Consider the following 12,139-nt stretch of genomic DNA (forward strand, 5'->3'; position numbering starts at 1 on the left):
TTATTCGCCGAAAACCCGTTTGAAGATCGTATCGACATGCTTGAAGTGATAGTCAAGATTGAAGCAGGCTTCGATTTCCTCAGCTGTCAGGGCTTTACTGACATCCGGGTCTTCCTTGAGAAGGGTAAGGAAATCACCTTCGCCGCGCCATACCGGCATCGCGTTACGCTGTACCAGGCGATAGGAATCTTCGCGAGAGACGCCTTTCTGGGTCAAGGCGAGAAGAACGCGCTGGGAGTGTACAAGACCACCGAGCAGATCAAGGTTCTTCTGCATGTTTTCCGGATAGACCAGCAGTTTGTCGACAACACTTGTCAGACGTGCCAGCGCAAAATCCAGAACGATTGTCGCATCAGGGCCAATCATACGTTCTACAGAAGAGTGAGAGATATCGCGTTCATGCCATAGAGCAACGTTCTCAAGGGCAGGGGTGACATAACCACGAACAAGGCGTGCAAGCCCTGTCAGGTTTTCTGTCAGAACCGGGTTACGCTTATGAGGCATGGCTGAAGAGCCTTTCTGGCCAGCAGAGAAATATTCCTCAGCTTCCAGAACCTCAGTGCGCTGCAGGTGGCGAATCTCAGTGGCCAGACGCTCAACTGAAGATGCAATGACACCGAGTGTCGCGAAGAACATGGCATGGCGATCACGTGGAATAACCTGTGTGGATACAGGTTCCGGTGTCAGTCCCATTTGTTTGGCAACGTATTCTTCAACGGCAGGGTCAATATTGGCAAATGTGCCGACAGCACCGGAGATCGCGCATGTTGCAATTTCTTTACGTGCAGCTTCAAGGCGCTGCTTGCAGCGGTCAAACTCGGCGTAGGCTTGAGCAAGCTTGATGCCAAATGTTGTAGGCTCTGCATGGATGCCATGAGAACGGCCGATGGTTGGGGTTGTCTTGTGTTCATAGGCACGACGCTTGATGGCTGCCAGAAGGCCATCCAGATCTTTCAGCAGAAGATCAGCAGCGCGAGCCATCTGGATACTAAGGCAGGTATCCAGAACGTCGGAGGATGTCATGCCTTGATGGACGAAACGTGCTTCCGGGCCAACGATTTCTGAAAGATGGGTGAGAAACGCGATAACATCATGTTTGACTTCACGTTCAATCTCATCGATGCGTTCAATATCAAAGACGGCTTTTGAGCCTTCGTCCCAAACCTTTTGAGCTGCCTCTTTGGGCACAACACCAAGATCTGCAAGGGCAGTCGTTGCATGGGCCTCAATTTCAAACCAGATGCGGAACTTGGTTTCCGGTGACCAGATGGATACCATATCCGGACGGCTGTAACGGGGGATCATGCTTATTTCCTCAATCTAAGGGTTGAAAAGGGAAAGGTGGTTCAGCTTTTATAGGCGGCTTCGGCTGCTTGCCGAATAGCAGCGATATTCTCTGCATATTTACTGGGGCCGCCTTTAAAGGCAGCTGTTCCGGCAACTAAAACATTGGCGCCAGCAGCAGCAACCAATGGAGCCGTTTCAGGTGTAACGCCACCATCAACCTCAATATCAATCTGGCGATCACCAACAATCTGGCGAACCTGACGGATTGTATCGCAGGCGGAAGGAATGAAGGCCTGCCCACCAAATCCGGGGTTCACGCTCATGCAGAGTACGAGGTCAACGCCATCAATAACAGGGCCGATCATGGCAGCAGGTGTACCGGGATTGATAACAACACCGGCCTTTTTGCCGAGATTGCGGATAGTCTGCAATGAGCGGTGCAGGTGGGGGCCGGCTTCTGCGTGTACCGAAATGATATCTGAGCCGGCCTTGGCAAAAGCCTCAAGGTACGGATCAGCCGGAGAGATCATCAGGTGCGTATCAAAGACTTTGTTTGAATAGCTGCGAATTGCCTGCACAATCAGCGGCCCAATCGTGATGTTGGGAACAAAGTGTCCATCCATGACATCAATATGCATCCAGTCCGCACCTGCTGCATCAATGGCACGTATCTCTTCCCCAAGTCTGGCAAAGTCGGATGACAGAATGGAAGGGGCGATACGTATGGAGTGTTTCATGGGATGCATCCGGATAAGAGGAAATTCCAGTACAGAAGCGTATGCGTCCTTATAGGCTGTTTAGCTGGAATTTGAAAAGATGAATCCTTTGAATCCTTTGCCTAACTTGTCGAAAGTATTGAATCAGTTTCTGGTGAAATGCTGTTTATGTGGTTTTGGTGAGTCTTTTCAGAGGTTTGGTGGAATGTCTTGGTAAGGTGATTCAAGTGGGTTTTGTGCTTGTGAAAGTGATTCAGAATTTCGTGATAGTTGTCTGAATTTTATAGTTAATTTTTGGTTTTGAATGTGTCGCGCCAACTTTTCGCTGCATCCGGAAATGGTAAGGTCTCAGCTTCGAAAACCCCTCGTGCAATTGCACGGCTCAGGCAATCCGCTCCTAATGCACATAACTCAACCATATCATCAACTTCGTTACGTAATGGTTTCTTGGCCGTTGCGGCACTGAAAACGGTATCACCATCCATAGGGGCGTGTGCTAACCGTAAGGCGCGAGCTAATCCATCATGGGCTGCAATCGCCAGGCGCTTTGCCTGAGCTTTCGTCAAAATGGCATCGGTTGCGACAAGGGCAATTGTTGTTGCCGGTTGCAGGTGACCTTTCCAGATCAGGGATTGCGCATTAGCGGGCAAGGGTGATGGAAAACCAAGTCCACCAAATTCACCATTCTGCTCAAGCGGAGCAGCCCAGAAATGCTGGCTGTCACCGATTGTCGTTGATCCTAATGCATTGACGGCAACTAATGCGCCAACTGTCAGGCCTGAAGATGTTTGTGCACTTGCTGAGCCTAAGCCACCCTTAAGGTTGGCTGTTGTTGCACCATACCCTGCACCCTGATTTCCCAGAGTGAAATCCGGGGCGCTTTTCTCGGCAGCCGCAAAGCCAAGTTCACGGTAAGGCGGGTAGCGTCCCCAATCTTTATTACCACCATTCAGCAGGTCAAAAAGAATGGCTTGTGGCACAATCGGAACAATCATACCGCCAACTGCAAAGCCGATATTCTGTTCCCGCAGATAAGCCTGTACACCGGAGGCGGCATCAAGCCCGAAACCTGACCCCCCTGAAAATACAATGGCATTCACTCCGGGAACGCTGGCATCAGGTTCAAGGCAATCACGATCACGGGTGGCGGCAGCGCCACCAAGAACGGCACTGGAGGCAACGGTCGGCTTATCAAACAGGATCGCTGTAACCCCTGATGCGACATGCACATCATGTGCATTACCAACTGACAGGCCTTCAACATCGGTGATAAGGTTTTTTAATGCTGCCATGAAGGCCTCCCTTTTGTTGCCTTAAATGATTGCAAAAACCTCGGTGCTGTCAATTGCGTGGAAACGTGCTAACCAGCTTTACGACAAGTTATTGCTAACCAGAAAAGTCTTATAGTGAATATTACCTTTTCAGTAGCCCTTTTTGGTGGGCTGATCAGCTTTCTCAGCCCGTGCGTTTTACCTCTGGTACCGCCTTATCTGTCATATATGGCTGGAACCAGCCTTGGTCAGGCAAGAGCAGAGGAAGACAAGTTTGCCATTACAATGCGGACGATAACGGCAGCTTTGCTTTTTGTTGCAGGGTTTACAACGGTTTTTGTTATTCTTGGTGCGACAGCGTCGGCTGCTGGACAGGTTGTTCGGCATTATCTTGATATTCTGACAACCGTTGCGGCAATTGCCATTATTATTATGGGCTTGCATTTTATCGGTATATTCAGAATCGGACTACTTTATCGTGAAGCTCGCGTGGACGTTGAAAAGCCTGCTGGTCTTTGGGGCGCTTACCTGATGGGGTTGGCCTTCGCTTTTGGCTGGACACCGTGTTTAGGGCCTATTCTTGCGGCAATTCTGACTGTCGCGGGTTCTGAAGCTGATGTTGCTCATGGGGCTATTCTGCTTGCTGTTTATTCTGCAGGGCTGGGTATTCCGTTTATTCTGGCAGCGGCTGCGATGGGGCCTTTTGCTGTTTTTCTGAAACGGATGCGTTCATCACTTGGTGTGATTGAAAAGATTATGGGCGTTTTTCTCGTTCTGACAGGTTTTGGTTTCCTGTTTGGCTGGGTTGCAAGTTTTGCCAACTGGCTCTTGGAGACCTTTCCGGTTCTTTCAACCTTCGGTTAAATGGAAAAACCCCGATCTCTTGATCGGGGTTTTTCCTTGAGACTTACTCTGTGACTTCATTCCCTGTGTAGTCGATGCGCCCGTCTGGAGCTTTCTTCCACTCATAGACAATGTAATCCGGGCGGGTGATATCGCCTTTCTTATCGTAGGAAAGATCACCGATGACTGTCTTGAAAACACGACCTGAATGAATCACTTCCGCAACTTTTTTCATGTCAGTTGTTGTCTTCGCTTCGGTCATGGCATCCTTCAGAATCTGGAAAGAAGCATAGCTGTAGAGCGTGTAAGCTTCCGGGTCGATATTCTTGGCATTGAAGGCTGCAACGGCTTCTTTAGCTGCCGGGTTTTTTCTTGGATCGGCAGAGAAAGTCATGGTTGTGCCAGCAGCGCCCGGGCCAGCAATAGCTGCAAACTCGGTTGAGACAATGCCGTCACCAGACATCAGTTTGGTTTTAAGGCCCTGATCGCCCATCTGGCGAACAAGCAGTCCGGCTTCTGTAAACAGACCACCGAAATAAACGATATCAACATTGGCCTGCTTGATCTTCGAAACAAGAGCTGAGAAGTCTTTTTCGCCCGTGTTGATGCCTTCATAGATGACTTCGGCGATACCCTTGTCATTCAGAACCTTCTTGGTCACATCGGCGAGGCCTTTACCATAGGTTGTCTTGTCGTGAATAACGGCGACTTTTTTATCTTTGTAGTGCTTTGCAATATATTCGGCAGCGACGGCGCCCTGCTGATCATCACGACCACATGTCCGGAAAACATTCCACATGTTGCGATCTGTCAGGGTCGGGTTTGTTGAGCCGGGTGATATCTGAATAATTCCGCTTTCTTCATAAACTTCTGAAGCGGGAATGGAGACGCTGGAGTTATAGTGACCGACAACAGCTTTAACGCCGTCACCCGCAAACTTATTAGCAACTGATACGCCTTGTTTAGGGTCAGAAGCGTCATCACCCGTTGCCAGAACAACCTTTTCGCCAAGAATGCCGCCAGCAGCATTAATATCTGCAATTGCCTGCTCCGCACCGTTCTTGAGCTGAGCACCGACAGCGGCATTGGGGCCAGTAATCGGGGCACCAAGACCAAGCTTGATCTCCGCATGAGCGGCTGTTGCCATGCTCAGGCCAAGTAAAACAGCAGGGATTGCACTTGATAACAGCAGTCTCTTCATCATGGGGTTTCCTCTCTTGGTGTCTTGGTCCTTTGAAGATTTCCGTTTTTAATGGCGTCTCTTCACGGGAGTTTTCGGCAGGCTTTTGCATACCGATTGGTTGTGGTCATTCGCTGGAATGACCAGTCTTCATATGGCGCTGTTTTTGGCACGCCATGTGAAAGGAGATGTTCGCTCATAGAGCCAGCGATACTGACGGGTCATCATGCGTGTTCTGGTAAACCGATAACCCAGACTGCCGATGACAATGGCAATCACCAGATCTACGAAGTAGTAGTGTAGTGACAGGAATGTGCCTTGAAATATTGCAAAATGCAGAAAACGAACACCAATGGTGGTAATGAACAGGCATGGGATTGTTGCCAGATAGCTGCGCCAGGTGAGAGCCATGGCTCGCCCCGTCATCCATGCAAACCAGCCGCCAATAATGACGGATATCAGAATGAACGGCCAGACAGAGTTCTCCTGAAAAAACAGGTTCGACATTAATGTGCTCCTCCTTCAAGATAAGCCGCACGGACCTGCTCGTTTTCAAGAAGCTCCTGACCTGTACCGCTCATGGTAATCAGCCCATTGACCATCACGTAACCGCGATGGGCGAGTTTCAGGGCATGATAGGCATTCTGCTCAACCAGAAAGACAGTCATACCATCCCGGCGGTTCAGATCGCGGATGGTATTGAATATCTGCTTTACAACTAATGGAGCGAGCCCAAGGGAGGGTTCATCGAGTAGCAGGAGTTTAGGGCGGCTGATGAGTGCACGGGCAATGGCAAGCATCTGCTGCTCACCGCCTGAAAGTGTGCCACCGCGTTGATGGAGACGCTCTTTCAGGCGGGGGAAGATCGTACAGACGCGCTCAACGTCTTCCTCAAAATACTGTTGGTCAACAACGACAGTTCCCATCTGAAGGTTTTCATAAACCGTCATTCTGGGAAATATGCGCCGGCCTTCAGGGGATTGTGCAATTGCTAGCCGTGAAATCTCATGGGTTGGGAGTTTTTCGATATTACGTCCGCAATACAGTATTTCGCCAGCATTCGCCTGAGGAGAGCCGCAGATTGTCATCATGAGTGTTGACTTACCGGCACCATTGGCGCCGATCAGCGAGACAATTTCACCCTCGAAAATATCCAGATTAATACCTTTCAGGGCTGCGATATGGCCATAACTGGCTTTAACGCCTCGAATGCTCAATAAAGGTTGCGGATCATAAGACGGGGCTGGAACAGGAACTGAAACTTGCATCATATTTGTGCCTCCGTTTCCAACTTCTCGAGTTCTTCATCATCAACACCGAGATAGGCTGCGATAACTTTGGGATCGTTCTTGATTTCTTCAGGCGTACCGTCAGCAATCTTTGAGCCGTAATCCAGAACGATGATATGATCTGATATCTGCATCACCACTGACATATCGTGCTCAATCAGCAGCACAGATGTATTGTGATGGTTACAGATAGCGAGGAGAAGCTCATTGAGTTGAGAACTCTCCTTCGGGTTGAGACCGGCTGCAGGCTCATCCAGACAGAGCAGGGAAGGCTCCGTACACATGGCCCGGGCGATTTCAAGACGGCGCTGGTCTCCGTAAGCGAGGGCGCCAGCGGGCTCATCTGCCCATGATGTCAGACCTGTGCGCTCAAGCCAGAGCATGGCCTTGTCGATCGCTTGTTTCTCGGCATTCCTGTAGCCACGTGTGCCGAGGAGGCCGAGGATGGAAAAACCTGATGAAATCATCAGATTATTATGCTGAGCAACCAGAAGGTTTTCGAGAACCGTCATACCTGAGAACAGGCGGATATTCTGGAATGTTCTGGCGACTTTTGCTTTCCATGTAATGTCATGGCCCGGCAATCTTTCAAGCAGGTGCGTACTGCCTGTTTTGTCTTTCAGAGATAACATGCCTTCTGTGGGGCGATAGAAACCAGTGATGCAGTTAAAGACGGTTGTCTTGCCTGCACCATTGGGGCCGATGACTGCCGTAATATCTCCTCTGCCAACATTTAATGATAGGTCGTTAATTGCCGTGAGCCCGTCAAAACGCATGGTCAGGTGCTCAACCGTCAATACAGGGTCTGAAAGCCAACGCATTAGCCGTGTCCTTCCTTGACGAGGTTTGCACCGATTGCTTTGGTTTTATTGATGGAAACAGTTGGGTTTCTGACAGATATGAGCCCGCGTGGACGCCAGACCATCATGGCGACCATTGCTAGACCGAAAAGCAGCAAACGATATTCACTCGGGTCAAATGAATCGCCGAAGAAATTTTTGAGGAATGTCATATTGCGCAACAGTTCAGGCGCAACGGTCAGGACAACAGCGGCGATTGCGACACCGACCTGGGACCCCATACCTCCAAGCACGACAATTGCCAGAATGATTGCCGATTCCATGAAGTTGAAACTTTCAGGGGAAACGAAGCCCTGACGTGCCGAGAAGAAGGCACCGGCAATACCACCGAACATTGCGCCGATTGCAAAGGCGGTGAGCTTGGTATTGCGAGTATTGATACCAAGAGACCGACAGGCTGTTTCGTCTTCACGCAAAGCTTCCCATGCGCGACCAATAGGGAGACGACGCATGCGTATTGTGATGAAGTTTGTCAGTAGTGCGAGTGCAAGAATAAGATAATACAGAAATATCCAGCGATGCATTGCGTCATAAGGCAGGCCAAATGTTGCGGCAAATCCGTTGTCTGCACTTGTGAAAGGAATACCGAAGAAGGTGACTTTCGGGATTGAGGAGATCCCATTGGCGCCGTTGGAGAAACTTTCCCAGTTCAGGAGAACAAGGCGGGTGATTTCACCGAAAGCAAGCGTCACAATCGCCAGATAGTCACCCCGCAGGCGCAAAATCGGGAAGCCGAGGATAATCCCCCAGAAGGCAGCCAGTATGCCAGCAAGCGGCAGACATATCCAGAATGAGACACCAAAATTTGTTGCCAGCAGGGCATAGGTGTAGGCACCTACTGCGTAAAACGCGACATACCCAAGGTCGAGCAGACCAGCGAGACCAACAACGATATTCAGTCCCCAGCCCAACATGACGTAAGTCAGAGCCAGAATTGCCAGATCGAGCCAGGATCTGGAGGCTGCGAGGCCTCCTGTTGCGACAGCTGCAATGATTGGGAAGGTGAATGCAATACCAACAAGAATGTAGCCGGTCAGGGGAAGTAGCTTTGCAGATAAACTGCTTTCTTCCTCAATTTGCGGTTTTGCGCTTGTTGGGCTGCTTTCTTTCGTTCTGTTTCGATATGTTGCGCTGGCAAGTCGAACAAACCGGAACAGGAAGGTTGCGATAACAAAGGTCACAACCCAGCCCCAGTGAGATGCCAGCTCAAGAATATTGAACTGGTTCTTCTCCAGTTTGAACCCAATGATCGGGACACACAGGAGCAGAACAATAATTGCGGTCAGGGCTGAATCTTTAGCGAGGCCTTCAAGATCAATGGTTTTAAGTCGATCCGTGATCTGTTTTCGGCTGGCTGCTGTGGTTGGTGGGAGCTGATGTATATTCATAGGCGTTCCCATCTCAGACCTTCTCAATCTCTGGACGTCCGAGAATACCGGACGGCATGAAGATCAATACGATTGCCAGAATCGAGAATGCCGCTACATCTTTGTAGGCAACACCGACATAGTTCGACCAGAATACCTCAACAAAGGCGATGATCATCGCACCAAGCACGGCACCGGGCAGGGAGCCAATGCCGCCCAGAACAGCGGCAGTAAATGCCTTGATGCCGGGGATGAAGCCATCGGCGAAGTTGATGTTGTTGTAGTAGAGAAGGTGCATGACCCCTGCAACAGCTGCGAGACCTGCGCCAAATACGAAGGTCAGGGCGATGGTGCGGTCAACATTGATACCCAGAAGTGATGCCATACGTCTGTCCTGCTCGCAGGCGCGTTGGGCACGTCCTAAAGGCGTTTTCTGAACGATGTAGCGGAAAACAAGCAGAACAATGAGAGTTGTTGCCCAGATCAGTATCTGTTTGTTGGCGATGGTTACAGGAAAACCATTACTTTCAAAAAGAACATGAACGCCGTGAATCTGGATATTGTCAGACAGGTTCTTGCCGCTTGGGTCCTGAGCGACGCGAACAAAATTTGACAGGAAAATTGAGACACCGATTGCTGAGATCAGTGGTGCAAGGCGGAAAGAACCCCTGAGTGGCTTATAGGCCGTTCTCTCGATGGCCCATCCCCATAAGGCTGTCAGGAGGACCGCCCCAATCAGAACAATCATCAGGGCGAGTGCAATTGATGAGATACCAAGGAATGTTGTCACTGCAAGAAACAGAATAAGTGCGATGAACGCTGAAAGCATGAAAACGTCGCCATGGGCAAAGTTGACCATTCCGATAATACCGAAAACCATGGAGTAACCGATGGCAATCAAGCCATAGATAGAGCCGAGGGTCAGTCCATTAATGAGCTGTTGGGCGAATATCTCCAAAATCCCTCCTCAAGGCATTGCGCCTTTGATGACATCGCTGGTTCATCACCAGTGATCCTGTCTTGAAGAGCTAGGACAGCATTCTGACGCGGCAAATCTGAGAGACTAGGCAATTCGTACAATAGCCAGATGGCTCTAAGCCGTTTGTATAAAAGGATTTTATCGTTTATGCCTATTTTGATTTCATCGTGCTTTTGTATTGTTCAATACCGCACAGAGACAGCCTGTGGTTTATGCACTATATAGACTTCAGTGCTACATATTTGAGCATAAATAAAACTGGGAAGTTACGTTAAATTATGTCTCTAAAGGCGGAAATTTCAGAGAGCGCCCTCTCGGCTGTCGACCCTAAACAATATCGTGAAGGGATGAGCAGGCTTGGTGCCGCTGTCAGTATTGTTACGACACAGGGTAAGGCAGGGCAGGCAGGTTTAGCTGCAACAGCCGTCACATCCGTTACCGATCAACCGGCTACGCTTATTGTCTGTATCAACTCCCTCAGCCGCTCGGGACATACTATTGAAGAGAACGAAGTGTTTGCGGTCAATGTACTGTCAGCAGACGATCAATATGTTGCAGAAGTTTTCGGTGGCTATACCGATGTACCACGCGATAAGCGTTTTGATGTTGGTGAATGGCAGATTGGTGCAACAGGAGTGCCTGTATTAAAGACAGCAATTGCAACATTTGAATGCCGGGTTACCGGACAGAATATTGTTGCATCCCATCGTGTGCTTCTGGGGGAGGTTGTTGCCGTTCATCTGGGACAAAAAGCAGAACCGCTTATGTACTTTGATCGGGATTACCGGAAGATTGAACTGTAAATATGGGTGGAAGGCGCCATAATTTGTCCTTTGTATTATGAGAGGTTGGTTTCTGCTTGGCGAACACTAATTTAAACGATAGATAAAAATACTCTTTTTCTGGATACCATCGACTTGACGTCTGTTGCCCATACTTCTGAAGTTATTGCAGAACTAGCCGTTGATAGCGAAGACAGCCTGACTGTCAGAGACATTATTGCGGCTCTGGGTGATCGTGCCTATGCGTTATTGATCGTCGTATTCGCTATTCCAAGCTGCTTACCGATGCCACCGCCCATTCCTCTAATCTGTGGGTTTTTACTGGCCTTTATTGCTGTACAGTTGATATTAGGTTGGCAAACGCCTTGGTTTCCAAGGGCTATTTTAAGCAGAGAAGTTAATCGTCGCGATGTAGCCCGTGTTGCAGCCCGGGCTATTCCGATTTTCAGGAAACTTGAAAAGTATTCCCGTCCTCGTCTGAAATTTTTCATTGAGCCGGTTGCTTATCGCATGATCGGTGTTCTCTTGCTCTGCCTCGCAATCGCTCTTGTTTTTTCTCCCCCCTTTATTGGACAGATACCTCTTGGTTTTGCCATTTGTCTGATTGGCCTCGGGATTGTTGAGCGCGATGGTCTGATTTCCTGTGTCGGTTTGGCGCTGGGTGGTTTTGGCGCATCCCTGAGCTATGGCTTTATATACGCACTTGTTGCCGGATTTAGTGCGATTTTCTGAGGCCTCACTTAAATAGTGAGAAGGCCTGGTAACCTGCAAAGAAATATATGGATGGAATGTCCATCAATTCAATGATGGCGATCATACCTTTTGCTACAAACTGGCCAAGGGGCCTGAAAAGGAAAACGGCGATGATCAATAAGGTGGGACCAGCCTGGCGCCATTTATGCCCGATGGCTTGCAACTCATAACTCAGGTAAGGCTCGATAATTCCCCAGCCATCCAGCCCGGGAATTGGTAACAGGTTCCAGATCAGCGATATTGCAAGAAAACCGGCCAGAAGGGCCAATGAACACCAGAAGAGACCTGTTCCTCCCATTTTATGCAAACCAAGCGAAAAAGGTACGGCTGTAAGACAAAGACATAGCAAGGTCATGAAAGGGCCGGCGACTGATACGGCACTTTGCCAGTCTCTGCTCCTTAATCTGCTGGGGCGGATATAAACAGCGCCTCCGGGTAATGCGATGAAACCCATGATAATAAAGAGGGTTGGCATAAGCAGGCTATAAACAGGATGTGTATAGGAAAGGGGATCAAGTGTCAGATAGCCGGTATCGGCTACGGCTTTATCTCCGCCTTTATAGGCAACAATAGCATGCCCGAATTCATGCAGGCACAGGGCAATAAGCCATCCAGAGACAACAAAGAGAAATGGCCCGATTGTTTCTGAAAGTGCCATGTCATTATACATCATGACACCAGAGATTATCATAATCGCAACCAGTCCTATAAAGCTTGGGCTGATGTGATGGCGTGTTCTGAGGCTGGATGTTTTTCTAAGCATAGGGTTTGTTACCAGTTGGGCAAAATGCGCCTTTTCAGGTTTGCACATA

At 49.3% G+C, this 12,139-nt stretch carries 13 protein-coding genes; 3 read left to right on the forward strand and 10 right to left on the reverse strand.

Features of this window, described 5'->3' with window-relative positions; translation table 11 throughout:
- The 3 genes from purB to WJT86_RS10440 form a co-directional block, all read right to left on the reverse strand.
- Positions 1–1,305: an adenylosuccinate lyase gene (gene purB, locus WJT86_RS10430; protein ID WP_346337501.1), complete on the reverse strand. Its 1,305-nt coding sequence runs from the start codon at positions 1,303–1,305 to the stop codon at positions 1–3.
- 41 nt (positions 1,306–1,346) lie between these two features.
- Complete coding sequence (gene rpe / locus WJT86_RS10435) at positions 1,347–2,024, reverse strand: ribulose-phosphate 3-epimerase (protein ID WP_346337502.1); 678 nt, start codon at positions 2,022–2,024, stop codon at positions 1,347–1,349.
- A 266-nt stretch (positions 2,025–2,290) separates the two neighbouring features.
- Positions 2,291–3,295: a P1 family peptidase gene (locus WJT86_RS10440; protein ID WP_346337503.1), complete on the reverse strand. Its 1,005-nt coding sequence runs from the start codon at positions 3,293–3,295 to the stop codon at positions 2,291–2,293.
- A gap of 111 nt (positions 3,296–3,406) precedes the next feature.
- Between WJT86_RS10440 and WJT86_RS10445 the strand changes: the two genes are divergently transcribed.
- Positions 3,407–4,138, forward strand: a complete 732-nt coding sequence (locus WJT86_RS10445) for a cytochrome c biogenesis CcdA family protein (protein WP_346337573.1) — start codon at positions 3,407–3,409, stop codon at positions 4,136–4,138.
- Between the two features lie 43 nt (positions 4,139–4,181).
- Here WJT86_RS10445 and WJT86_RS10450 read toward each other — a convergent pair whose 3' ends face one another.
- The 6 genes from WJT86_RS10450 to WJT86_RS10475 all read right to left on the reverse strand — a co-directional run bounded on the left by WJT86_RS10450 (position 4,182) and on the right by WJT86_RS10475 (position 9,771).
- The gene (locus WJT86_RS10450) at positions 4,182–5,318 is read right to left on the reverse strand and encodes a branched-chain amino acid ABC transporter substrate-binding protein (protein WP_346337574.1); all 1,137 of its coding nucleotides are present in this window, start codon (positions 5,316–5,318) and stop codon (positions 4,182–4,184) included.
- Between the two features lie 129 nt (positions 5,319–5,447).
- Positions 5,448–5,804 carry a DUF6867 family protein gene (locus WJT86_RS10455; protein WP_346337504.1) on the reverse strand — a complete coding sequence of 119 codons (357 nt, stop codon included), beginning with the start codon at positions 5,802–5,804 and terminating at the stop codon, positions 5,448–5,450.
- Positions 5,804–6,568 (reverse strand): ABC transporter ATP-binding protein, encoded by a 765-nt coding sequence (locus WJT86_RS10460; protein ID WP_346337505.1) that lies wholly within the window; start codon positions 6,566–6,568, stop codon positions 5,804–5,806. The genes WJT86_RS10455 and WJT86_RS10460 overlap by 1 nt, the downstream gene beginning before the upstream one ends.
- Positions 6,565–7,407 (reverse strand): ABC transporter ATP-binding protein, encoded by an 843-nt coding sequence (locus WJT86_RS10465; protein WP_346337506.1) that lies wholly within the window; start codon positions 7,405–7,407, stop codon positions 6,565–6,567. The genes WJT86_RS10460 and WJT86_RS10465 overlap by 4 nt, the downstream gene beginning before the upstream one ends.
- Entirely contained in the window at positions 7,407–8,834 is a 1,428-nt protein-coding gene (livM, locus tag WJT86_RS10470; protein ID WP_346337507.1) for a high-affinity branched-chain amino acid ABC transporter permease LivM, read from the reverse strand. The genes WJT86_RS10465 and livM overlap by 1 nt, the downstream gene beginning before the upstream one ends.
- 13 nt (positions 8,835–8,847) lie before the next feature.
- Positions 8,848–9,771, reverse strand: a complete 924-nt coding sequence (locus WJT86_RS10475) for an ABC transporter permease subunit (protein ID WP_346337508.1) — start codon at positions 9,769–9,771, stop codon at positions 8,848–8,850.
- 299 nt (positions 9,772–10,070) lie between these two features.
- On the opposite strand from WJT86_RS10475, the gene WJT86_RS10480 reads away from it, so the two are divergent.
- Together WJT86_RS10480 and WJT86_RS10485 are read left to right on the forward strand one after the other, a co-directional pair.
- On the forward strand, positions 10,071–10,595 hold the full coding sequence (locus WJT86_RS10480) for a flavin reductase family protein (protein ID WP_346337509.1): 525 nt from the start codon (positions 10,071–10,073) through the stop codon (positions 10,593–10,595).
- A 114-nt stretch (positions 10,596–10,709) separates the two neighbouring features.
- Positions 10,710–11,306 (forward strand): exopolysaccharide biosynthesis protein, encoded by a 597-nt coding sequence (locus WJT86_RS10485; protein WP_346337510.1) that lies wholly within the window; start codon positions 10,710–10,712, stop codon positions 11,304–11,306.
- Positions 11,307–11,310: 4 nt separating this feature from the next.
- Here WJT86_RS10485 and WJT86_RS10490 read toward each other — a convergent pair whose 3' ends face one another.
- Positions 11,311–12,138 carry a site-2 protease family protein gene (locus WJT86_RS10490; protein WP_346337511.1) on the reverse strand — a complete coding sequence of 276 codons (828 nt, stop codon included), beginning with the start codon at positions 12,136–12,138 and terminating at the stop codon, positions 11,311–11,313.
- Between the last annotated feature and the right edge of the window lies 1 nt (position 12,139).

This window comes from Hohaiivirga grylli (genome assembly GCF_039655745.1).
GTDB lineage: Bacteria > Pseudomonadota > Alphaproteobacteria > Rhizobiales > Beijerinckiaceae > Hohaiivirga > Hohaiivirga grylli.

Bases quoted from the DNA above. Each gene is read 5' to 3' on its own strand.
- WJT86_RS10490 (WP_346337511.1), bottom strand. From the start codon at position 12,138: ATGTGCAAACCTGAAAAGGCGCATTTTGCCCAACTGGTAACAAACCCT.
- WJT86_RS10450 (WP_346337574.1), bottom strand. From the start codon at position 5,318: ATGAAGAGACTGCTGTTATCAAGTGCAATCCCTGCTGTTTTACTTGGC.
- rpe (WP_346337502.1), bottom strand. From the start codon at position 2,024: ATGAAACACTCCATACGTATCGCCCCTTCCATTCTGTCATCCGACTTT.
- WJT86_RS10455 (WP_346337504.1), bottom strand. From the start codon at position 5,804: ATGTCGAACCTGTTTTTTCAGGAGAACTCTGTCTGGCCGTTCATTCTG.
- WJT86_RS10460 (WP_346337505.1), bottom strand. From the start codon at position 6,568: ATGATGCAAGTTTCAGTTCCTGTTCCAGCCCCGTCTTATGATCCGCAA.
- WJT86_RS10440 (WP_346337503.1), bottom strand. From the start codon at position 3,295: ATGGCAGCATTAAAAAACCTTATCACCGATGTTGAAGGCCTGTCAGTT.
- WJT86_RS10480 (WP_346337509.1), top strand. From the start codon at position 10,071: ATGTCTCTAAAGGCGGAAATTTCAGAGAGCGCCCTCTCGGCTGTCGAC.
- livM (WP_346337507.1), bottom strand. From the start codon at position 8,834: ATGAATATACATCAGCTCCCACCAACCACAGCAGCCAGCCGAAAACAG.
- WJT86_RS10465 (WP_346337506.1), bottom strand. From the start codon at position 7,407: ATGCGTTGGCTTTCAGACCCTGTATTGACGGTTGAGCACCTGACCATG.
- purB (WP_346337501.1), bottom strand. From the start codon at position 1,305: ATGATCCCCCGTTACAGCCGTCCGGATATGGTATCCATCTGGTCACCG.